Raw genomic sequence first — 22,756 nt, 5'->3', positions numbered from 1 at the left:
CCAATAAATGAACTACAAACAATCTAAAATTCTCTTACTAGTTTTAGTATTAACTCTTGTTGGCTGTAATTTTTCCCAAAGTACCGTAGCAAAACCACCACAACAGGATTTACAAACAAAGCCTTCTGTTACTCCAACCCATTCCAATACTAGCGACTCAGCTACTCCCCTAACCTACAAAATTGAAACCTACGATAGTCAGGTAATGGGCGCAAGTCGCACCTACGGCGTTTCTTTACCCCCTGGTTATGAGCAAAACCCAAAACAAACCTATCCTGTAATATTTCTCCTCCACGGTGGACATGGTAATCCCAGTGATTGGTTTATTCAGAGTAAAGGACAAGCTCTTAAAACTGTAGAACAACTTTATACTAAAGGTAAGTTGCCACCCAGCATTATTATCACACCAGATGGCAACGACAAACGTGGCTCTAGCCCTTACCGAGATCCCGAATATATTGATGGCCCTAACGGTAAAGTCTCTACAGCCGTAGGGGATGAATTGGTAAAAGTTGTGCAAAGCCGTTATCGTACACTAAACAATCCAGATTTTTGGGCGATAGGTGGTTTATCTTCTGGTGGTTGGGGAGCAATGAATGTGGGATTACATAATCTAGATCATTTCTCGATTTTATTTAGTCATAGCGGTTATTTTCATGATAAAAGTGGCCCAATGAATAGCCCAATAAGTTATATCAAAACTATTCCTTTACAAACTCAAAAAAAATTGCGAATTTATCTAGATTCTGGTACATCAGATATTGAAGAAATCGATGAAGCTCAAAAGTTTAGCCAAGTACTAGATAAGCTAAAAGTTTATAATTTGTTTCGTCAGTTTCCTGGTAGCCACACTTGGAAATACTGGCGAGAACATTTATCCGATTCGTTGACATTTGTGGGAGAACAATTTCGAGTTTCTGAAATGGCGCATAGAACGGCCTTTGAGAAAGTCAAAAGTCAAAATCATTAGCAATTCGCAGTAAAAATCATATTGTATGTAGCATAGATTTTATAAATCCTTTGATATTTAAACATCAATGTGGAAAACTCAGCTGCAATTTTTCAGCAAATTAACTATAGTAAGTTCTAGTGGGGGTGATTTTTTAAACATTAAATTAATATGAAGATTTCTAAATTTTTAATTAGTTTAGTAGGAGCGATCGCACTCCTTACCACTGCTGGTTATTATTATGTATTCATCTTAGGTGCGCCACAATTAGACCCGCCTCAAGAAGAGGCAAATACTGGGCTAAAGTTTCAATTAGCCACCTTCAACTCCCAAGCGATGGGTGCAGTCCGCAACTATGGCGTGATTTTGCCGCCTGCTTATAATAAAAATCAGCAAAAGCGGTATCCAGTGATGTTTTTGCTACACGGTGGTCATGATGATGCCCGTGCTTACGCTGATAAATATGCAATTTTAGATGTATTGTATGAACTTTATAAAAGTGGGAAATTACCGCCATCGATTGTAATTACACCTGATGGCAATGATAATCGTGGTTCCAGCCCTTTATACGATCCTGATTATTTTGATGGGCCGAATGGCAAAGTGGGGACTTTAATTGGCTCAGAACTAGTGCAAGTTGTCAAGTCACGCTATCGCACTTTAGAAGAACCCCAATTTTGGGCCTTGGGAGGTCTTTCTTCTGGAGGATGGGGAGCTTTTAATATCGGGTTGCGCCATCTCAACAACTTCCACATTCTATTTAGTCATAGCGGTTATTTTACCGATAATAGCGGCCCGCAAAATAGCCCCCAACAAATCGTGCAACAGCTACCAATTGAAGATAGAAAGCGATTGCGTGTTTACTTAGATGCGGGTTTGAATGATACTAATTTGCTGTCTTCTACCAAAGATTTCAACGAAACCTTAAACAAATTAGGAATTGCTCACGTATTTTATGCGTTTCCAGGAGGTCATGGTTTGTCTGGTGCTGATATAGGCTGGAACTACTTCCACAAGCATCTTAAAGATTCCCTCTCTTATGTAGGGGAACAGTTTAAAAAAGTTAGGAATTAGGAGTTAGGAGACGCAATTAATCGCGTCTTTACAGGAGTTAGGAGTTAAAAGTTAAGAGTTTTAACGCCAAAACAAATGACAAATGACAAATGACAAATGACAAATGACTAATAATTTAAAAACTCAGATTGGACTTTGGAGTGCAGCTTTACTTACAGCTTTAGTTGGAGTAGTAAATTTGTTATCAGCAGTGACACCTAACCTATATGGGCGAAATCACTGGTTGAAGGAATTTTTACCATTTGAAATCCGAGCCAGTGGTCATATATTTGCAGCCCTGACTGGGTTTGTTTTACTAGCACTTGCGACTAATTTATTACGTCGTAAAAGAATAGCCTGGTTACTTACCATTGGTTTACTAGTGATTTCCATTTTCAGCCACTTGCTGAAGGGACTGGACTATGAAGAAAGTCTACTCTGTGGAGTTTTGCTGGTGCAATTAATCTTGATGCGCCATTATTTTACGGCGCAATCAGACCGTCCTTCGATCGCACGGGGAGTTCGAGCGCTGATAGGCGCTTTATTATTTACCCTGGCATACGGAACTATTGGATTTTACTTGTTAGACGGCAAGTTCTCAGAGAATTTTAACTGGCGTGAAGCCATAGTTCAGACTTTGGCGATGTTCTTCACTGAGGATAATTGGGGACTGCAACCAAAAAGCAAATTTGGAGAATTTTTTGCTAATTCGATATATGTTATAGCCGCAGTTACTATTACCTATGCAATGGTAATGCTCTTGCAACCTGTATTTTGGCGGAATCTAGCAACGCCAAATGAGCGAAAAAGAGCTAAAGAAATTGTTGAGCAATATGGATGTTCTTCTTTAGCAGCATTCACACTCTTAAATGATAAAAGTTATTATTTTAGTCCTTCCGGTAATAGTTTAATTGCTTATGTTCCCAAGGGAAGGGGTGCGATCGCATTAGGAGATCCCATCGGCCCCATTGAAGACCGCAAAGAGACAATTGTTGCTTTCCAACAGTTTTGTCAACGCAATGACTGGTATCCTGGTTTTTACCAAACTTTGCCAGATGGTGTTGAACTTTACAAGTCATTGGGGTTCAAGGTACTTAAGATTGGAGAAGAAGCGATAGTTGACCTGAAAAGTTTTACGTTACAAGGTAAAGCCGGTAAGAACTTTAGACCATCAATCAGTCGTTTAACTAAACTAGGATACCAAATCGAGTTTTACCAACCACCCATCGCCAATGATTTATTGCACCAACTCAAATCTGTAAGTGATGAATGGTTGAAGATGGTACAGGGTTCGGAAAAACATTTTTCTTTGGGTTGGTTTGACGAAGCTTACCTGCGAGAGTGTGAGATTGCTGTAGTGCATAATTCTGAAGGTAACATCAGCGCCTTTGCCAACATTCTCCGGGAGTACCAACTTAACGAAGCCACTATTGACATGATGCGACATCGCGCGTCCCTCGAAAATGGCACAATGGACTTTCTATTTATTTCCCTGCTTCAACATTTTAAAGAAGGTGGCTACGACAGCTTTAATTTTGGCCTTTCTGCGCTTGCGGGAGTTGGAGACAACCCAGAATCACGCCGCTTGGAGAAAGTATTGCACTATCTATACGGGCATTTGAATCGCTTCTACAATTTTAAGGGACTGCACGCCTACAGAGAGAAATTCCGCCCCCGTTGGGAACCACGTTATTTGGTTTACCCCAGTTTAACTGCCTTACCAGATGTAGTTGTAGCATTAATTCGCGCAGATTCAGGCGATCGCCTCTTCGATTATTTCAAACCCGGAGCCTAAATTTGAAAAAAATAATGGCTGCAAAGGTTAGAAAGCATCTATTCTGACCTTCAGCAATACCATACACCTCATTGCAGGGCGATGTCTATGACAGGCTACGCCTACACAGCTTGGAGTTTTTGTGATACAATTGTACTATCAAAGAATATCTAGTGAGTATGCAACGCAAAGTTTACTAGGCGATGCCCAAAGTTTGTAGTAGATAAACCCGATATTAGCTAGTTCGTGAATGCAATCACGAACACACAATAGTTGTGTGGTATGTGCCAAACTTAGCATTTTGGCATCAATTTATTGTGGGTTTGCCCTTCAATTTTGCACAGTTTAACAGCCTTTAAAAGATTCTTAACCTTTATATGGAAGGTAGCAATATGACGAATAATAAAATTTCTCTCGTAGAACTAATCCAAATTTTTGCACAGTATCGCGACAATATTATCGTCAATATCAAGCATCTACAAGAACATTATCAAAGAACAGGTATCAAGCGCGTTAAAGGTGTGAGAAACGAAAATGGAGAACTGCTTCAGCCTTGGTTACGAACAGAAAATATCGATAATGCTGAGTATGTTGGTATGGGCGAGTTTCAGTTTAATCGCAATACCGCTACTATCAATATGCTTATCAAACGTAAAGTCAAACTTGCAAAATTTGAAGACAAAACCCCCACTATTGAGGTAGCAGGTTTATTAGTAAATGACCTAAATAGCTTTAATAATTACACAATTGTTAGTGACGGCAAAATAAACGTCAAGTCCTTAAAAGTCAAAATCAGCAGTAAAAAAGCCTTTGATTTGCTCAAAGAAAAAGGTGTGTTGGATGCAGAAGATTTTGACTTCCGTGCTGAGTATAGCATTGAGTTAGATAACTTGCCGCTTGTAGCTGCAAATAGTCATTACAGCAGTATTGATGGACTATTCAATGAGCTTGCAGAAATTAAAATACTGACTAGTATTATTTCTGCTCACTTAAGAAAGGAGTCAGATGTATTTGTAGCAGAACAATTAGATGAGTTTAAAAAGCACTATCTGTCCAAGAACGTTTACATCAATTTTCCTACAACTAATGAATACACAGACATCCATGAAGCATTAGTTAATGGTACTCTTGAGTCAAAATTGAGCTATAAAATTGACATTGGTAGTCAAGATATTCTGAATTTAAGTAAGTTGCCTTCCGCTAACAAGTTTCTAAGTAAGATGTATCGTCTTTTTGACAAAGAGACTGGAGAAATTATCATCAAGCCTAGTTTTGCGATCGCATTGAATGAAAATCTCGCTGTTAGGCATAGGCTACTATCATCACGCACCAAGATTACAAAAGTTGACGAGTTGATGAAACCAATTTTTGATGATTTTCTGGGGCTTGAGCAAAATGGCATAGTCGTAAATATTCTTAAGAAAGTTGATGCTGATAGTTTGGCGCAGTTATTGCAAGATAAACAAGCTGGAAAACAGATCAGCAAAGAGGAAATGATTGCAGCTTTGACAACGGCAAATAATAAGCTAGAACAATATATAGAAAAAATTTACTATGACAAAATTTCTCCCTTAGTATTTTATATTGGTTGTATTGGAGTATTGCCAAATAAGATGGAAGCAAAATCTATGACTGCTGAAGAAGCTGCTATTAAATATCCCAATTTGCAATTTTCTAAAGATGAGCAACAAGGTAATTTTTTTGCAGTTGGTGATAGTATTATCAGTATCTATGCCAAAACTGAATATTATAGCAAACTTATTTTTGTTGGTGTAGAGAATTAGATTGTATATACAAATTAAATAAGATTGGTATACGCAATAAGTAGAACCCCGACTGCCCAAATAAGTCGGGGTTTTTGTCTCTTACGGATGATTCAGGATTGCTATAGCAATTCTATGGGTTTCCTGAAATAAAGTTAGAGTTTGGGCGTATCGCAGAATTAATTGGACTTGTGTATGAAGACATAGTTCTAATAAAACTGGCTATAATCTGTAAAGACAATAATAAAAAAAGACTGTAGTAAATGGCTTTTAAATTTTTATTAAAAATTTGCCTGAAAATTTACTGTTTACATCCCCAAACCTGACCGGATAAATAAATCAGCGATACTACCAAGCCCTCTTCCCAAACCTGGAATTAAAAATAGGAGCATCATGGCAAAGAGTCCGAATTGACTATATTGTAGTGGCTTTAGTTGAGGAAAAATTTCACTGAAGACATGAAAGCCATCGAGTGGTGGAATTGGCAGCAGATTAAATAGAAATAACGTTAAATTAATCCGAGCCGCTAGGTAAAGAAATTCGACACTAAAGAGTCCTGAAAGACTAGGGTTAAAGAAAAGTTTGAGCAATACAATAAATAGAATGCCTAAAGCCAGATTCGACAAGGGGCCTGCGGCTGATACCAAAATATTGCCTAGTTTACCAGAACGAAACTTAGATGGGTTGACGGGCATTTGTCCCCAAGCTATACCCATAAGACAGAGAAAGATTAGCGATTCTTTACCCATGTGAACTACAGGATTAAGCGTCAGATGACCAGTTTGTTGGGGAGTGTTATCTCCCTGACTCATCGCAGCCCAGCCGTGAGCAAGTTCATGCAAAGTAATGGAGAATATGACAATTACAACGATTCTGAAAAAATGAATCGGGTTTGTGATTAGTGTTTCGATAAACATACGTTACTAAATTTTGGTAATGCCCTATCTGTGTAATAACAATCTTTTGGTATAAATTTTATTAAAAATATTACTTAGCTACTACTGTAATTTTTGGTATATTTTATAAATTTAAATTTGCTACTTTTATTAATCTCAGTTGATTTGATAGCTTAAAAAAATCGGTTTATAACACTTTAAAAATTTTAAAACCTGGGAATAACTACGTATTTATTTTGTTTTTTAGTATCTAAAAATTTAATTTATTAAATATTAATTTATTGTTAAAGTATAATTAAGCACTATATTTTGTGATTTTCACAAAGCACAGATAGATGAGCCTTTTTTGTGCCTAATTTGTTTCTCTGACTCAAAACAGAGCCGTTATTGTCTTGTTATTTTGGTATATCAGGCAAAGTTAGTTTTATTACTTGATATGGCAATAGATTTACTAATAATCTTTAAGAAAATTATGCAAAAATCAACTTCAATGAGACAATCTGACCTAATCTTCTCAACCTAAAGGAAGACATGAACGATCGCACAAAGGCTCTCCAGGCTCTCGCAGCTGAACGCTGGCGCGTATCCCTGATTCTCAGTGGAGCCATGATGTTTATTTACTTTGGCTTTATCCTATTAATCGCATTCAATAAGCCCCTGTTGGGGTCATTAGTATTTCCTGGTCTTAGCCTGGGAATTTTACTGGGGGCATTGGTAATTGTCTCAGCATGGGTATTAATTTTTATCTATGTGCGTTGGGCAAATAGTAGTTACGATGACCAAATCGCAAGGCTGACACGCAAGTAAATTAGCTATTAGCAATTTCTAGTCCCAAATCCAAAATATTAAACCAAAAAAAGCATGAATAGTGTGTGGTTGGATCTGCCACTAGCGGCGGATATTACCAGTCTTGGTAAGTTTAACCCGTTGGCGATCGCTTTCTTCTTTCTGTTTGTTGTAAGTTCTCTAGGCATTACCTATTGGGCGGCAAAGCTCACCAAAAATACGGCACAGTTCTATACAGCTGGCGGTAAGATTAGCGGTTTCCAAAATGGGCTGGCCCTAGCAGGAGACTTCATGAGTGCAGCTAGCTTTTTAGGTATCGCTGGGCTGGTGGCACTCAACGGCTTTGACGGCTTAATTTATTCTATCGGCTTCTTGGTGGGTTGGCCGATTGTGATGTTCTTAATTGCAGAACCATTACGTAATTTAGGTAAATACACTTTTGCTGATGTAGTAGCTTATCGCTTACAGCAAAAACCTGTACGTATTGCCTCTGCTATTGGAACCTTGGTAGTGATTAGCTTTTACTTAATTGCCCAGATGGTAGGCGCTGGTGAGCTAATCAAACTATTGTTTGGCTTTGATTACGAATTAGCTGTGGTCATCGTCGGTTGTGTGATGATGGCTTATGTGATTTTTGGCGGGATGATTGCCACCACTTGGGTACAAATTATCAAAGCAGTTTTGTTGCTTGGCGGAACGATTTTGCTAGCTATCTTGGTACTGGCACAATTTGGTTTTAACCCGATCGCTCTTTTCGCTGCTGCATCTGAAAAGTATACAGGTGTATTAGCTCCAGGGAAACTAGTTTCTGATCCCTTGGATGCGATCTCTTTAGGGATGTCGTTGATGTTCGGCACTGCTGGATTACCCCACATCCTAATGCGTTTTTACACAGTACCCGATGCCAAAGCAGCGCGGCTTTCTGTTACTTACGCCACAGCTATTATTGGCATTTTTTATCTCCTTACCTTCATCTTAGGCTTTGGAGCAATGGTATTAGTAGGTCAAGATGCCATCAAGCAAATTGGTACTGGTGGTAATATGGCTGCGCCGATGTTGGCAGAATTTCTCGGTGGTGATGCTTTCTTAGGCTTTATTGCTGCTGTTTCCTTTGCGACTATTTTGGCAGTTGTCGCTGGGTTGACACTCTCAGGTGCAGCTGCATTGTCTCACGATTTGTGGGTGAATGTGGTGCGATCAGGTCATGCTGACGAGTCAGAACAGTTGAAGGTGGCTCGCGGTGCAACAATGCTTTTGGGGTTAGTAGCGATATTCCTGGGCATTTTGTTTAAAGGGCAAAACGTGGCTTATATGGTAGGTTTAGCATTTGCGATCGCTGCTAGTGCAAACTTTCCAGCATTGCTCTTATCCATGCTTTGGCGACGCTTCACGACCAACGGTGCGGTTGCGAGTATATTAGTGGGTACTATCTCCTCTTTAGTGCTGATTTATTTGTCACCCAGTATTCAAGTAACGATTCTCAAGCACGCTTCTGCACCCTTTCCGTTGAAAAATCCTGGATTAATCAGTATCCCACTGGCGTTTATTGTAGCGATCGTCGTTTCACTATTGAGTACTGAACAGCAGGCACAGGAAAAGTTTGCGGAAGTTGAAGATCGCATCCATATTGGTTCTGGCATGTGATTTTGTAAAAGCATAAACAAGTCTAAGCGGCGAAAGCCGCTCAGAACTACTGTAGAAACTGATTTGTTGGGCTAGGTAAACTTAAACAGTTATGAGCGATTTTGTGTCCGTAAAATAGTAGTGCCAACAGAATCTGCTAATTCTATATCTTCTAAAAACATTTCATTAACAGTTTTTTGACGGTAAATCATCATTTCCCGCACCCAAGAGCCATGACCTTGCTCCATGTACTTACCAATACAGTAACCAGAGTACTCAATATGCTTAGTTTCATCGAAAATCAACAAATCAGACATTCGAGTTACTTTTGCTAAATCCTTAGGTGTAGAATATGCTTGCAGTACTGGACGCAACAATAATTGTAGGATCAATGCCCGAATTTCTAAGAGATTGATTTGGATAATCTCATCCATCACCAACAAATCATCCATTATTTTAGCTGAAGAAATAGGTACTAGAGGCGGATGCTTGTGGTGATAGTATTGCGGAGAAAAAGCTTTCAACTGTGTGCGGAAATCTGCTTCTATTTTCGTCGGAAAAATAATATTCAACAGTGCTACAAACATTAGTGAGTGTCGTGACTCATCAATCGAGTGATTTCTCACCAACTGGGCAAACTCCTGATTTTTGATCTGCTCAGAGAATTGCCAAACTTGTTTAGAACCAGTTCCTTCTTCAACGACGTTAGTAACCAGGGAATTAGAGAACCACTCAGCATTACGAGCAAACTGACGATAGGAATTACCGTACCATGCCATACCGTGTGGTGGTGGATGAATTTCACAAGCCTGTCTTAAAACACTTTGATAATCTTCAAGAATTTGGCAGTTATAACGTTGTAAATAATTGAGCGCCAATTCACTAACATTGTTCATATATTTTATCTTAAAAAAACTATATTTAGTATAATTACTACCCATGATTGGATAATTATTAGCAGTACATAGCTCTTAAAGCATAAGTGTAAATACAAACCTTAAAGGATATTTGAAGAGTCTTGGGCGAATTTAATTCGCTATTACACAAACGTTCGCGTAGTGGGGAGCAGACAAGTCAGCTTTAAAGTTCTGAACGCCGGAAGTCGGCGCTCAGACTTCTCTCTACGCAAACTAATAAAAATTAAGGGTTTTAAACCCACAGAGGTGAATAAAGTCTCGTGTCGCCGGGATTTATAATCACCAGGGGTAGTAATAAATTAGACTTGTTCATTCATCCTCTTAAACTTAATTTTTTAATTTAATGATTAATCGTCTTTGGATTTGGATGGTACTGCAACTATTAGAATTCCAAAAGGGTGCTTGGGTGGTACTGCAACTATTAGAATTCCAAAAGGGTGCTTCGGAGGGGATGGACACTTACTACTACTCGATGTATCTAATGGCACGCTTGTACCACCTTTAATTGCCTCCATATCTTCTGGACTTAAATCAAAACTAATTAGTTCGTTATCCAAATTTTCCAGGTTTAGATTTTCCATTTGTTTAACCTCAATTTAATTAGTATCAAGAAGAAAGAATCTCTAAGTACACAAGCTTCTTTCTGAAGTCAAGAACTTAAACAACGTTTTTAAAATAATTTGTTGTTTAATTTATCTTGAATATTGACTATTTTTTACAAACTAGCATTATTACTGCATAGTTTGGCAATCATTACATAATCTAAAAGGGACATAATTAATTTATTTTTAGTCGAATATTAATGGTAACTAGGTCAAAAGCAAATGGCACGCTTGAAAAGCTAAAAGCTGTAAAAGAAAGGATTGCAGCCTTTCAATGCCATTGAGGAGTAGTAGGATGAATCAGGCGATCGCACTCTCATCTGCGCTAGGGGTAGTTGTAAAATAAAAAATTATTTGTCGTCGTTAATACATTAGTGTTGCTCGCTTGATCCACCATTAGTTTAAAAGTTTAACGACATTAATTAATTTGATAACACGACAAATAAATTGTTGTTCGACAAGATAACTCGGCGGTATGTTCGCTTTTAACTAAAACCCTGCTTTTGCTTACTGTCCAAGTTCTTTGATGTTTTTCATCACTTGTTCATATAAGTCGTTGTTACCCTGACTTTGAAAGATGCTTGCTGCTTGTTGTAAGTCCTTGAGCGCTCCCTGCTTGTCTCCATTGGTGGCGCGGGCATTTCCCCGGTTATTATAGGCAGCGCCAAAGTTAGGGTTGAGGCGAATGGCTTGATTGTAATCTTCGATCGCACCCTGTGGCTCTCCATTGGCAGCACGGGCATTTCCTCGGTTATTATAAGCGATCGCATATTTGGGGTTGATGAGAATTGCTTGGTCAAAATCATCTAGCGCCTCTCTTTTTTCTCCCAAGGTGGCGTGGGCATTTCCTCGGTTATTGTAGGCTTCGGCATAATTGGGATTTAGGCGAATTGCTTCACTGTAATCTTTGACTGCTTCTCTGTTATTTCCTAGTGAGGCGCGGGTATTTCCCAGGTTATTGTAGGCTTCCGCGTCGTTAGGGTTAATTTTAAGTGCTTGATTATAATCTGCGATCGCTTTTTCCTTGTCTCCCAAATCAAAGTAGACTAATCCCCGGCCGTTGTAGGCTGCGCCATATTGAGAGTTTTGAGCAATTGCCTTACCATAAGAAGCGATCGCAGCTTGTAAATCGCCGTTTAAATGCTGATTCTTTCCCTGAAGATAAAATTCCCCACCTTTTAATGCTGTAGCTGAACGACGGCTAGGTTGACTGACTCCTATTTCTGTTACCAAAACATTGTCATTCTTACTACAAGAAACACTGCTAATTGCAGTCAATGTAGTAAAAATAGCTATGGTAAATACTTGATTTACCTTTGTTCGCTTTTGTTTAAATAAACGCCGTCTCATAATTTAATATAAACTGCCATAACACCTGAACGCAATTAGTACCAAAATCTAGATTTTAATTCTTTAACTCAATAGTTATTTTAACTTTTGATAGACATTTAAAGCTAAGTTATAAATTTTCCTGATATTCAATAAATTTATTTAATAGTTATATTAAGGAAAAATCATAAAATATAAAGTATAAAACTTGTCATTTTGGCTGTTTGCTATTTTTATCTCTGTAATTCTTGACAATCGATTTGTGAGCAGTAACCTACTGTTGTTCATTTTTTTTTAAATACTCTTTGAAAAAAAATTAAATATTAAGATTTATTCTAAGATAATAACTCTATAAATTTTGGTATTTGTAGCTATCTAAGCAATTTACTCATCCTCAACATCACCTTCTTGATTTTTGGGATTTAGCCGCCAAGAGGTGGTTTTTTCAATATCTACAGAGAGGTGTTCCAGATTTTGCCCTAAATCTTTTTGAAGTTTCTGAGTAAGTGTGATTGGAAAATCTAAATTAATACCTTCATTTTGGGTTAGCCTTGCTAATTCTGTAAAAGTAGCTTTGACTGTAGTCCGCTCATAACTAGTTAGTTTATAATAGGTAGTTTCAGATATATTTTGAGCTTGCATGGCTTTTTTCATCCGTTCTTGCAAATGCTCAAATTCTGAATTCAACAACTTGTATTGTTGCTCAAGTTGCGAGTATCTGCTACATAGTGATATTAAGTCTTCCGTTGCAGGATCGGGACTGGCTTGGGTTTGTAAATCTAACAAATTTGAGTGAATTTGAGCCAGATAAATACAATCTAAGTAAGCATACTCTATCTGTTCTTCAGTCAGAGGACGTTTGCCCCAATCGCTTGTTTGCTCTTGTTTCTCGATATTGTTAAAGCTACAAAGTGATGTAGCTATGGTTTTGAGTTGGTAATTAGGTAATGGTAAAAGATAGTAGGGAATTTTTTTTGCTATATCTAAAGTACAAGTAATATTTTTGGCTTTCTTGTTACCGAGAAGTTTTAGATCATAACTGGCGTTGTGAAAAACTTTTTCAATGGCAGAATTTATCATAATTTTTTCAATAAATTCAGTTATAATATTAGGTTGATCTAGGACATCTAAAAGGTAGACGCGATCGCCACTCATATCTTTGGGATTATCTAATACCTGAATCAGCGATAGTCGGGGATTACGACTTTTGTAGTCAGCAACTTCTGTATCTATCCACAGCGTTTTAGCGTTGGTATATTCAGCGACAATGGCACTAATTTCGCGGGCGGAAGTAAGGTATGGCATTGGCTAATATTTCCTGATATTTGGGGCATTGTAAGTAAGCCATAGTTTTCTAAAGTAACATTTTGTTGGTAATTTTGCTGCCACAAAATTCCAAAAACGCTGAAGTTTTAAGTTGCATAGGCTTAGATATCGCCAAACTGACTTAAATCTGATAACATCGAGTCACTACTGTCAGGCTGCACAGTCTACCACCCAAAGAGCTACTGGGCATCTACATTAAATTCATAGAGAGCTACAGACTGCATGCAGAGGCATACTGTTTAGCAACCATTAGGAAAATTGAATTGACGCTTCTCAAGAATGGCTGCAAAATCTTAGCCTCAAGAAATCGTCTAAGTTTCAATTTCCAATAACCTGAGCAATTGCTTAGGGACTTTTGCTACTTCACATTTAATTACTTTTTAACATCTGCTCCTCACTATCACACACACTTCAATTAATCGCTTCTAGTATTCAATTTGGAGAAGATAATGAAAAAGCTAATTCTATTACTAATTAGTAGCATTTTGGTAGTTGGTACTTTTGGCTGTCAAGAGGCTACTAAAACTGGTTCAGAAACTTCTAGCACTACTAATGAAGCCGCTCAATCACCAGCAACACCAGCTTCTCAGATAAATCAAACTGTGGATAAAACTATTGCCAAAATTCCAGGAACACAAACGACTCCTTTAGCGGCTAGTACAGATACTAAAGTTCAAACCGATTTTGGAAAAACCGCAGCAACAAAAGCTAAGGGCAACTTGAAAACTGAAGTGAGCGAAAAGTTGAATAAAGGCTTACCAGGCAATAAGTTACAAGTTGAAAACAAAGAGGGTGAAATCATCCTCAAAGGCACAGCAACTTCTGCTGAAGAACTCAAGAAAGCTGAAACCTTGACTAAAGAAGTTCAAGGTGTGAAGACAGTGAAAGTAGAAGCAAAAGTTGAAGCTGGGAAAAAGCCATAAAAGAATAACTGAAGTTCTCAGTTAACCGTGAACTAGTTAAATCAGCTTACATCATCAGAAAATTTAAACAGGACTTACGCAGATGTAAGTCCTGTTTTTTTGCTTATATAACAATGCGGTTCAGTTAAGCACTACTTGTACAAAATCTTGGGTTTTTAAGACGCGATAAATCGTCGTCTTTACAAGTGTTTTGATCTCAGGCAGCGAAACCTAACAAAGCTTTGATAATGTTAGGTTGAGGAACTAAATCCAACTTACGTCAGTTTGAGTTTTTAGCCTCAAAACTAGCTTAGACATTGTACTATTACCTGATGAGAATCCGTAGCAGCTAATTCTGTGACATTGTTATTAAAGTAGTGGCAAATTAATAATTTGGTTTTGATATTCATCATTAAAAGATGCTTGAGCAATTAGACTTAATTCACTAATAGTCTGACCGATGGTTAATTTCTAATTCAAAATAAAAATACCTGGTATATTACGGCCTTGCGCGATATGTTCAGCTAAATGTACAGGCATAGATGTACGGTTGTTTGTGACTAAAATAAAGTTATATTCTTCACACCAGCATAATATTTCTGGATCTAATGTGCCTCTAGGAGGAGCGCCAGGATCACCAACCACCCACATCATTAAAGTAGGGTTGCGTTGGAGAAACTTGCGGTTATAGACTTTATCAACATTTTCATCAAGAAGATATTTGAGAGTCATGTATTTTTTTCATTGCTTCTCTTTCAGCTTTCAGTTTTAGCAATTTAGTTACAACTGGTGGCGGATTGCGTCGCTGTTCTTCTCGCATTCGATGACTATGTTCTAGCCAATTAGCTATGTAAGCACTTACTGCTTCTTTGTTATGCAGGTAATAAAGAATGGTTGCATATACTTGCTCTAAAGTTACTGATGGATAACTTTGGAAAATTTCCTCTGGAGTCCGACACCGATGAATGAAATCATAAAGGATAGTTTCAATTCCTACTCTTGTACCTTTGAGTCGAATATCATCAGGACGCTGAAAGTCGAAGTAATCTTCTAGTTGCATAATTTACTTTATTATATTTACCCTTAAAATTATCCTACATACTTGTAAAATATTCTTGCAATAAATAGTAATAAATTGATAGCGATCGCTTTGCCAACAACTTGTTAAATTACTTGCTCGTCTTGGCAGTTAGTTATCTCAACTAAAATTGGAATGATTTGATATAGTTGCTTTTGAGCGCCTGCAATGAAATCTCGTGCTTGTGCTAACTTTAGCAGTATTGTTTTTTCTCTAAACCACAATTCTCCTACCCTCTCTGCGTTTCTCTTGTGTGTAGTGTGAAAATCTCTAATTTTCCCCCTACCCTCTTGCGAATTTTTAATTAGTTGATACACTTGTTCTTCATTAGCCCAGCGAACCACGGCCTATGGTGCATATCAAGCGCGTGGAACTTACGAACTTCAAATCCTTCGGTGGCACTACCTCAGTCCCTTTGCTACCGGGGTGTACTGTCATATCTGGGCCAAATGGTTCGGGTAAATCTAATATTCTCGATGCACTGTTATTTTGCCTCGGACTCTCCAGTTCTAAGGGAATGCGAGCCGATCGCCTCCCAGATTTGGTAAATAACACCCAAACCTCTAAAGGACGGGCTTCTATCGAAGCTAGCGTCACAGTGACGTTTGATTTGTCAGGAGAGGACTCACCCAAAGCCGCAAAAGCGCAGAGTGAGGAAGCAGCGCAAGAAGTAGATGAAGAGCAGGAAAATTCCCACTCCCCACTCCCCACTCCCCACTCCCCAACTGAATGGAGTGTCACTAGAAGGCTGCGAGTCACTCACCAAGGAAGTTACACATCGAACTACTACATCAATGGTGTACCTTGCACGCTGACGGAATTGCATGAACAACTAAGTAATCTGCGGGTTTATCCCGAAGGCTACAATGTAGTGCTGCAAGGAGATGTCACCAGCATTATCTCGATGAATGCGCGGGAACGGCGGGAAATTATTGATGAATTGGCTGGGGTGGCAGCATTTGATCGCAAAATTATCCAAGCCAAATCAACTTTAGATGAGGTGAAGGAAAAGGAAGATAGCTGTCGGATTATTGAGACAGAATTAACTGCACAACGCGATCGCCTTTCCCAAGATCGGGCTAAAGCTGAGAAATATCAAAAACTCCGCACGGAATTTCTAGCTAAACAATCTTGGGAAGCTGTTTTGTCATGGCGATCGCTACAAGCACAACAAGAAAAGTTAGTTCACGAAATTCAAACAGGCGATCGTAATTCTACTGAACTCACTACCCAACTCACAAATCTAAATTCCGAAATCGTCCAAAAAACTGCTGAACTTGAACAACTCAATGCCCACGTCAAAGCGTTGGGAGAAGAGGAGCTTTTGGCAGTACAATCTACCCTCGCTACCCAAGAAGCAGAACGAAAACAACTCCAGCGTCAGCTAACGGAATTACAAACGGCTTCCCAAGAAACAGCCAAACGTCTGCTTCAAACTCAGCAAGAGATTGAAAAACATCGCCATTCCCTAGAAGAAATTGCCGAAACCAAAATTGTAGAAACGCGATTCATCGCCTCTTCCCAGCAACAAAGAAATGAAGCACAGCAATCTCTAGAAACCTCCCGCGAAGCCGCCGCAGAAATCGCCTCAGCCTCGGAAGCCTGGGTGCAGCAACAAACAGCATTCAACCGTCAAATTGAAACTCTGCTGCAAACTCTAGAACCTCAGCGCACCGAACAAGCACAACTCAGGGAACGCAATAATCAGTTACAGCAGTTAATCCAAGAGCAAACCCAGTTAATTGAACGTGACGAACCGCTATTAGCCCAAAAACAAACTGAGTGTAGTCAAATTGAAACGGAATTTAACGCCTCTAGCGAACCCATCCAAAATTTAGCCCAAAATCTCTCAGCCACTGAACAAGAACTGCAAATCCAACAGGAAACTCAAAAACGGTTACTTTCTGAACAACGAGAAAAACAACGCCAGTTGGATAAAATCGAGGCGCAAGCGCAAGCACAGCAAGAAGTCCAAGGAACCCAAGCCAGTAAAGTCATTTTACAATCGGGAATGCCTGGACTTTGTGGCTTAGTTGTGCAGTTAGCAAAGGTGGAACCCCGCCATCAGCTAGCTTTAGAAATGGCTGCCGGTGGACGTTTGGGACATATTGTAGTGGAAGATGACAGCATCGCCGCCGCAGGGATTGAATTGCTCAAACAAAAACGTGCAGGAAGAGCAACTTTTTTACCCCTGAATAAAATTCACGCTCCCAAATTTACTCAAGATGCAACGCTGCGTTTTGCTAGCGGTTTCGTTAATTATGCTGTGAACTTAGTCGATTGCGATCGCCGTTACAAAGATGTATTTAGCTATGTTTTCGGCAACACCGTAGTTTTTGCCAACCTGGAAGCGGCGCGGAAAAATTTAGGGTTATATCGCATCGTTACCTTAGACGGGGAACTTTTAGAAACCAGTGGTGCAATGACTGGTGGTAGCAACACCCAACGTTCAGCGTTGCGGTTTGGCAATGCGGAAGCGGCAGAATCTGATGAAGCGATCGCTTTAAAAACTCGCTTGGTGGATATTGAACGAGTTTTAGAGCGTTGTACAGAAGCGATCGCTACTTTGTCAGCCAGAACCAAAAAACTCACCCAAGAACTCACAGAATCGCGTCAAGCGCGGCGCGAACAGCAGTTGCAATTGGAACAGTTGCAAAAAGATATTAAGAATTTGACAGCGCAACTAGAGGGAACGCGATCGCAACTCACCCAAAACAGCGAAAAATTAGCCACAGTTCAATCCCGATTAGAAATCTTAGAGCGGGAATTACCAGGACAAGAAACCCAGTTGCAACAATTACGACACGCTTTAGCAGAGTTAGAAGCATCCCAAACCCCCAGCGAATGGCAACAAATCCAGGCGACAATTAAAACTCAAGAGCAACAATTGCAACAACGCGAAACAACATTACGCGAAGCTGAACAAAGATTAAAAAATTTAGAAAATCAGCAACAACGTTTACAAGAAAAAATCCAAGAAGCAGAAACGCGAATCACCGAATACGAAACCCAACAAACCTCTTGTAGAGACGCGATTCATCGCGTCTTGAGCCAAACCACAACGCTAGACGACCAAATCACCCAAACCCGCGCCAACCTAAGCCAAATGGAGCAAAATTTAGGAGAAGAAAAACAAAAACGCGACGCTACAGAACAAGAAGTGCGATCGCATCTTTTGCGCCAACAACAATTGCAATGGGAAATCCAAAAACTCCAAGAAACCCAAGAAAAGCGCCGCGAAGAACTAATTGCACTACAAAGCCAGTTGCGGGATGTAGGAGCAGAATTGCCAAATCCCTTGCCGGAAGTTCCAGATAAGGTAGATTTGGAAGAATTGCAGAAAGAATTGCGATCGCTTACCAAACGCTTACAGGCAATGGAACCTGTGAATATGCTGGCGTTGGAAGAATACGAACGCACTCAAAACCGTCTCCAAGAACTGACGCAAAAATTAGAAACATTAGAAGGAGAACGCACCGAACTACTTTTGCGGATTGAAAACTTTACCACATTGCGGCAACTTGCCTTTAAAGAAGCTTTTGATGCTGTTAACGAAAACTTTCAATCGATTTTTGCCATTCTTTCAGACGGCGACGGCTTCTTGCAACTCGAAAACCCCGAAGATCCCTTTAGCAGTGGGCTAAATTTAGTCGCACATCCCAAAGGTAAACCCGTACAGCGCCTAGCTTCCATGTCTGGGGGAGAAAAATCGCTTACAGCCTTGAGCTTTATTTTTGCCCTACAACGCTACCGTCCATCGCCATTTTACGCCTTTGACGAAGTAGATATGTTCCTAGATGGGGCAAACGTAGAGCGATTAGCTAGAATGATTAAACAACAGTCACAACAAGCGCAATTTATAGTTGTGAGTTTGCGTCGTCCGATGATAGAATCAGCCGAACGCACAATTGGCGTTACTCAAGCACGAGGAGCTTACACTCAAGTTTTGGGGATTAAGTTACAATCATCCAATACACCTGCTTGAGTTTTTGTTAATAATAGTGTATAGATAAACCACGTAATGTGCGAGTTTCTCTCAAACCTAACTCCCAAACCCTTCCCTACCAGGGAAAGAGAGCAAAAATTACAGCCTCTCTCCCTGTGGACAAGAGCTTTGGAGAGGGGTTCTAAGAATAAGTTGCACGTCGCGTTAAACCGGATTCGAGATCAGGACTCGGTATAGAATGACCTCCGAACAGATAATTAGGCGTTCCGACATATTAAATACCCAGGTGATTACCCGCGACAACGGCAAGCGGCTAGGCATCATCAGCCAAGTCTGGGTTGATATAGATCAACGAGAGGTTGTGGCTCTTGGTTTGCGAGATAGCCTGATCTCCATTTCGGGCATACCGCGCTATATGTACCTCAACAACATCAGCCAGATTGGTGATGTCATCCTGGTTGATAACGAAGATGTAATAGAAGATATCGAAGTTGAATCTCTCAGTAATCTGATTAACTGGGAAGTAATTACAGAAACAGGTGAGGTCTTAGGCAAAGTTCGGGGCTTCAAGTTCAACGGCGAAAGCGGGAAGCTTAACTCCATAGTTATTGCTTCTTTAGGATTGCCCCAAATTCCCGATCAATTTCTGAGTACTTACGAGTTCTCAGTAGATGAAATTGTCAGCACTGGCCCCAATCGATTGATTGTGTTTGAGGGAGCCGAAGAACGGGTAAACCAGTTGACAGTTGGTTTACTTGAGCGTCTAGGCATCGGCAAAGCACCTTGGGAGCGAGATATAGAAGAAGAATACGGCTATACTCCACCGCGTACAATTGCACCACCCAATCAACTGCCTAGTGGAGTGCCATTGCAGCCACCGAGGCAAAAAGTTCGCGCCCCCGAACCCGTAGCGCGGGAAGAGGAATGGACAGAAGACTATGTGGAAGAAGAAAGGCCACAGCGTCAGGTAATGAAGGCGCGGCAGTATGAATCTATTCAATACGAAGAAGACGAGGAAGAAGATAACTGGAGCGAGGCAACAGGCAGCGACAGGTATCAACAACCGCAGCCGCTAAAGTATGATGCCCAGCCCTATAGCAAGCCTTATGTTGATGAATACGATGATTATGACGACGTAGAGGGCGATGCTTGGGAAGATGCGCCGAAGCCTGTAAATATTCCCAAGAAAGTCAAAGAAAGACAGCCAGAATACGAAGAAGAAGGCGGATATTAGGTTATCCCCACCCTCAACCCCTTCCTTGCGCCAGCGAGGAGGGGGTTTTTTTATGAACGAAAGTAAAACCCATTGTCTAAATAACGTGAGTATTTTGTTAATGCTGCATAATGCCAGGAAAAATTGCAGTTGAAGATAGTACCCTTTAAAGTACTACAAGGAGAGGGCTAATTTTTTAGAACGCAGTATTGTGGACTTGCGAGCTTGAAAACGCGTTTTAATTACTGGCAACTTGCTACTTTATTATCCAACTCCAGTCGCAAACTATCATCAAGGGGCTTATTGGCATCTTGGGATACGTGCTAGCAACATTAGTGTTGATCAATCTCGTCGGTAAATTAGCAGCTCCCTTTGCACAAGGTCTATCACCATTTAGGATTTGTCATAATTAATGCCGTTGCCTGAGAGCTATCTAATGGATAGGAGAAAAAATATCCCTGCCCATATTCACAGCTCAACTTTCTCAACATTGCTACTTGCTCTTCTGTCTCTACCCCTTCGGCGGTAACATCCACGCCTAATTTGTGTGCCAATGTAATAATTGTCTGAACAATATCTAAATTTCCATCATCAAAAATGCTCCCGCTAACAAAAGAGCGGTCTATCTTCAGCTGATTAATTGGAAAGTGGTGGAGACGACCTAATGAAGAATAGCCCGTACCAAAGTCGTCAATTGCCAACTTAATTCCTAAATTTCTCAGTTGCTTTACTCTGATGATGGCTTTATCATGGTTTTCCATAATTACGCCTTCTGTAATCTCCAGCGTCAAATTCGGTGCGGGAAGTCCAGTGTCTTGTAGAACTTTATTGATGTCCGTCAGCAAGTTTTCTTGACTGAACCTAGTAGTACAAAGATTAACACTAATGGTCAAGGGACACTCAGCCAGATCCCCACAGGTAGAGGAAAATTGCTTTCGCCACTGTTGTATCTGACTACATGCCTCATGCAAGAGCCACTGCTCAATAAGGATAATTAGCCCCGTTTCTTGGGCAGTTGACATGAAATACTCTGGCAAAACAATACCGTGTTTTGGATGTAGCCACCGCACAAGCGCCTCAAAACCAGTTATCCTACCGTGACTGAGTGACACTATCGGTTGATAATAAACCCGAAACTCCTGAAGCTCAATGGCTCGGCGCAGCTCGTTAACCAACTGCAAGTGTGCCATTGCTTGAATATGCATATCAGTGTTAAAAATCTCATAGCAGTCTCTGCCTTGTGCCTTAGCTCGGTACATTGCAATATCGGCGTCACGCAAGTAATCTTCTGGTTTACAACCTGTTATGCTTAAAGCAATGCCAATACTTGCTGTAGTGGACACTTCGTGCCCGTCTAGAACCACAGTTCGTGCCAGATTCTTTTGTATTCGCTCAACAACCGCTACCACTTCAAATACATCTCTAATTCCCACTAGCAAGATGATAAACTCGTCTCCTCCCAGGCGTGCAGCTATATCTGTAGAGCGCAAGCATTCTTGAAGCCTTTGAGCAACCGTAAGCAGTAATTGATCTCCAAATGTGTGTCCCAAGCTGTCATTGATCACCTTGAAGCGATCTAGATCTAGAAACAAGACAGCAAATAGATAATCTGAATGCCGTTTGGAATAATTGACCGCATCTTCTAAACGGTTTATAAATAAAGCACGGTTTGGGAGTCCCGTCAGTATATCATGAAACGCAAGGTGCATCAGTTGTGACTTGGCTCGTTTATGCTCTGTAATTTCACTCAGCAATTGTTGATTTGCTTTTGCCAGTTCCACTGTGCGTTTTGCCACTTGTTCTTCAGCTTTTTTAGTTTCGCTGATATTACGCAGCAACCAACGCCAGCCTACCAACTTTCCTTGTGAGTCATACACTGGAGAGGCTCTAATACTAGTAGGAAAGGGTGTACCCAAGCGTGGTTTTAGGTCAATTACGCAGTCCTCTATCTGTTGCGAATTATTTATTAGGGAGCTAAATATCTGGCGGTCTTGTTGAGCAATAAATAGAATTAATGGCTTACCTACCAGATATTTTTGGCGCACAGAGAGCATAGTTGCTGCTGCATAGTTAGCCTCTAGGATCTTGCCTACGGTATTAGTTACTAAGTAACCATCTGGCGCAAAATCGAATAATTCTTTGTAACGCTGGCGTTCTATCTCTGCTCGCGCTCTTGTTAGCTCTAACTCCTCTGAGGTAACCAATAGTTCTTCCAATGCCACTTGGAGTTCATCGAAAGCCGCTATCATTAGCTCTTGTTGTGAGTTTGGTTGAGTTGCAGTACGCTGCCATATTCCTCGCACCCGCGATCGCAATTCTGCTATCTGTTGGCTAAACTCATCTACATCCATATTGCTCAAGCTGCAAAACTATGAAGCGTGGGTGTAAGTAATGATCAAATCTAAGTATTAGTATCAATAAATACTAAATAATTGTCATCTATGGCAGGGTATACTTTATATTACTTACGCACTGTGTTCTTAGTTATTTGTTGTATAGCGTGAATATAAATCTTGAATCTGGTATCTTTTTTGTTAACTTGTACCTAACTGAGGGTTGGATATTTTTAATAGGTTGCCACACTTGCTACTATGAAGCC

Annotated in this window: 17 protein-coding genes; 9 read left to right on the top strand and 8 right to left on the bottom strand. The window is 40.1% G+C overall.

Translation table 11 applies throughout. The features are described 5' to 3' along the window. The first annotated feature begins 7 nt into the window (after window positions 1-7). The 4 genes from RMZ43_RS28075 (at window position 8) to RMZ43_RS28060 (ending at window position 5,560) form a co-directional block, all read left to right on the top strand. Window positions 8-970, top strand: a complete 963-nt coding sequence (locus RMZ43_RS28075) for an alpha/beta hydrolase (protein ID WP_322654220.1) — start codon at window positions 8-10, stop codon at window positions 968-970. Window positions 971-1,120: 150 nt separating this feature from the next. Further along, the gene (locus RMZ43_RS28070; protein WP_322654221.1) at window positions 1,121-2,023 is read left to right on the top strand and encodes an alpha/beta hydrolase; all 903 of its coding nucleotides are present in this window, start codon (window positions 1,121-1,123) and stop codon (window positions 2,021-2,023) included. 103 nt (window positions 2,024-2,126) lie between these two features. Continuing rightward, window positions 2,127-3,797 carry a phosphatidylglycerol lysyltransferase domain-containing protein gene (locus tag RMZ43_RS28065; protein ID WP_322654222.1) on the top strand — a complete coding sequence of 557 codons (1,671 nt, stop codon included), beginning with the start codon at window positions 2,127-2,129 and terminating at the stop codon, window positions 3,795-3,797. A gap of 371 nt (window positions 3,798-4,168) precedes the next feature. Further along, the gene (locus RMZ43_RS28060) at window positions 4,169-5,560 is read left to right on the top strand and encodes a hypothetical protein (RefSeq protein ID WP_322654223.1); all 1,392 of its coding nucleotides are present in this window, start codon (window positions 4,169-4,171) and stop codon (window positions 5,558-5,560) included. A gap of 287 nt (window positions 5,561-5,847) precedes the next feature. On the opposite strand, the gene RMZ43_RS28055 is transcribed toward RMZ43_RS28060, so the two are convergent. Further along, complete coding sequence (locus tag RMZ43_RS28055) at window positions 5,848-6,456, bottom strand: site-2 protease family protein (protein ID WP_322649481.1); 609 nt, start codon at window positions 6,454-6,456, stop codon at window positions 5,848-5,850. 510 nt (window positions 6,457-6,966) lie between these two features. Here RMZ43_RS28055 and RMZ43_RS28050 point away from each other — a divergent pair. Then, window positions 6,967-7,242 (top strand): DUF485 domain-containing protein, encoded by a 276-nt coding sequence (locus tag RMZ43_RS28050; RefSeq protein ID WP_292719479.1) that lies wholly within the window; start codon window positions 6,967-6,969, stop codon window positions 7,240-7,242. Between the two features lie 54 nt (window positions 7,243-7,296). Next, window positions 7,297-8,865: a sodium:solute symporter family transporter gene (locus RMZ43_RS28045; protein ID WP_322654224.1), complete on the top strand. Its 1,569-nt coding sequence runs from the start codon at window positions 7,297-7,299 to the stop codon at window positions 8,863-8,865. Between the two features lie 89 nt (window positions 8,866-8,954). On the opposite strand, the gene RMZ43_RS28040 is transcribed toward RMZ43_RS28045, so the two are convergent. The 4 genes from RMZ43_RS28040 to RMZ43_RS28025 form a co-directional block, all read right to left on the bottom strand. Beyond that, window positions 8,955-9,740: a hypothetical protein gene (locus tag RMZ43_RS28040; RefSeq protein ID WP_322654225.1), complete on the bottom strand. Its 786-nt coding sequence runs from the start codon at window positions 9,738-9,740 to the stop codon at window positions 8,955-8,957. A 368-nt stretch (window positions 9,741-10,108) separates the two neighbouring features. Beyond that, a complete protein-coding gene (locus tag RMZ43_RS28035; protein ID WP_322654226.1) occupies window positions 10,109-10,342 on the bottom strand; it encodes a hypothetical protein in 234 nt (77 codons plus the stop codon). A 528-nt stretch (window positions 10,343-10,870) separates the two neighbouring features. Next, entirely contained in the window at window positions 10,871-11,713 is an 843-nt protein-coding gene (locus RMZ43_RS28030) for a tetratricopeptide repeat protein (RefSeq protein ID WP_322654227.1), read from the bottom strand. 363 nt (window positions 11,714-12,076) lie between these two features. After that, window positions 12,077-12,997: a ribonuclease D gene (locus RMZ43_RS28025; RefSeq protein ID WP_322654228.1), complete on the bottom strand. Its 921-nt coding sequence runs from the start codon at window positions 12,995-12,997 to the stop codon at window positions 12,077-12,079. Window positions 12,998-13,467: 470 nt separating this feature from the next. Here RMZ43_RS28025 and RMZ43_RS28020 point away from each other — a divergent pair, with 470 nt between their 5' ends. Then, entirely contained in the window at window positions 13,468-13,941 is a 474-nt protein-coding gene (locus tag RMZ43_RS28020) for a BON domain-containing protein (protein WP_322649475.1), read from the top strand. A gap of 450 nt (window positions 13,942-14,391) precedes the next feature. Here the strand turns inward: RMZ43_RS28020 and RMZ43_RS28015 are convergent, their stop codons facing one another. Next, entirely contained in the window at window positions 14,392-14,652 is a 261-nt protein-coding gene (locus RMZ43_RS28015; protein WP_322649474.1) for a DUF5615 family PIN-like protein, read from the bottom strand. Next, window positions 14,630-14,980: a DUF433 domain-containing protein gene (locus RMZ43_RS28010; protein ID WP_322649473.1), complete on the bottom strand. Its 351-nt coding sequence runs from the start codon at window positions 14,978-14,980 to the stop codon at window positions 14,630-14,632. Before RMZ43_RS28010 ends, RMZ43_RS28015 begins: the two co-directional genes overlap by 23 nt. 367 nt (window positions 14,981-15,347) lie before the next feature. On the opposite strand from RMZ43_RS28010, the gene smc reads away from it, so the two are divergent. Continuing rightward, entirely contained in the window at window positions 15,348-18,983 is a 3,636-nt protein-coding gene (gene smc / locus RMZ43_RS28005; RefSeq protein WP_322654229.1) for a chromosome segregation protein SMC, read from the top strand. Window positions 18,984-19,182: 199 nt separating this feature from the next. Next, window positions 19,183-20,178 carry a PRC-barrel domain-containing protein gene (locus RMZ43_RS28000; protein ID WP_322649470.1) on the top strand — a complete coding sequence of 332 codons (996 nt, stop codon included), beginning with the start codon at window positions 19,183-19,185 and terminating at the stop codon, window positions 20,176-20,178. 365 nt (window positions 20,179-20,543) lie between these two features. Here the strand turns inward: RMZ43_RS28000 and RMZ43_RS27995 are convergent, their stop codons facing one another. After that, window positions 20,544-22,508 (bottom strand): putative bifunctional diguanylate cyclase/phosphodiesterase, encoded by a 1,965-nt coding sequence (locus RMZ43_RS27995; RefSeq protein WP_322654230.1) that lies wholly within the window; start codon window positions 22,506-22,508, stop codon window positions 20,544-20,546. Between the last annotated feature and the right edge of the window lie 248 nt (window positions 22,509-22,756).

The sequence above is a fragment of the Nostoc sp. CmiVER01 genome, from assembly GCF_034531135.2.
Taxonomy (GTDB): Bacteria; Cyanobacteriota; Cyanobacteriia; order Cyanobacteriales; family Nostocaceae; genus Nostoc.
This window is presented reverse-complemented; position numbering and strand designations above follow the sequence as displayed.

Bases quoted from the DNA above. Each gene is read 5' to 3' on its own strand.
- RMZ43_RS28020 (WP_322649475.1), top strand. From the start codon at position 13,468: ATGAAAAAGCTAATTCTATTACTAATTAGTAGCATTTTGGTAGTTGGT.
- RMZ43_RS28060 (WP_322654223.1), top strand. From the start codon at position 4,169: ATGACGAATAATAAAATTTCTCTCGTAGAACTAATCCAAATTTTTGCA.
- RMZ43_RS28000 (WP_322649470.1), top strand. From the start codon at position 19,183: ATGACCTCCGAACAGATAATTAGGCGTTCCGACATATTAAATACCCAG.
- smc (WP_322654229.1), top strand. From the start codon at position 15,348: ATGGTGCATATCAAGCGCGTGGAACTTACGAACTTCAAATCCTTCGGT.
- RMZ43_RS28055 (WP_322649481.1), bottom strand. From the start codon at position 6,456: ATGTTTATCGAAACACTAATCACAAACCCGATTCATTTTTTCAGAATC.
- RMZ43_RS28025 (WP_322654228.1), bottom strand. From the start codon at position 12,997: ATGCCATACCTTACTTCCGCCCGCGAAATTAGTGCCATTGTCGCTGAA.
- RMZ43_RS28050 (WP_292719479.1), top strand. From the start codon at position 6,967: ATGAACGATCGCACAAAGGCTCTCCAGGCTCTCGCAGCTGAACGCTGG.
- RMZ43_RS28015 (WP_322649474.1), bottom strand. From the start codon at position 14,652: ATGACTCTCAAATATCTTCTTGATGAAAATGTTGATAAAGTCTATAAC.
- RMZ43_RS28045 (WP_322654224.1), top strand. From the start codon at position 7,297: ATGAATAGTGTGTGGTTGGATCTGCCACTAGCGGCGGATATTACCAGT.
- RMZ43_RS28035 (WP_322654226.1), bottom strand. From the start codon at position 10,342: ATGGAAAATCTAAACCTGGAAAATTTGGATAACGAACTAATTAGTTTT.
- RMZ43_RS27995 (WP_322654230.1), bottom strand. From the start codon at position 22,508: ATGGATGTAGATGAGTTTAGCCAACAGATAGCAGAATTGCGATCGCGG.
- RMZ43_RS28010 (WP_322649473.1), bottom strand. From the start codon at position 14,980: ATGCAACTAGAAGATTACTTCGACTTTCAGCGTCCTGATGATATTCGA.
- RMZ43_RS28070 (WP_322654221.1), top strand. From the start codon at position 1,121: ATGAAGATTTCTAAATTTTTAATTAGTTTAGTAGGAGCGATCGCACTC.
- RMZ43_RS28065 (WP_322654222.1), top strand. From the start codon at position 2,127: ATGACTAATAATTTAAAAACTCAGATTGGACTTTGGAGTGCAGCTTTA.
- RMZ43_RS28040 (WP_322654225.1), bottom strand. From the start codon at position 9,740: ATGAACAATGTTAGTGAATTGGCGCTCAATTATTTACAACGTTATAAC.
- RMZ43_RS28030 (WP_322654227.1), bottom strand. From the start codon at position 11,713: ATGAGACGGCGTTTATTTAAACAAAAGCGAACAAAGGTAAATCAAGTA.
- RMZ43_RS28075 (WP_322654220.1), top strand. From the start codon at position 8: ATGAACTACAAACAATCTAAAATTCTCTTACTAGTTTTAGTATTAACT.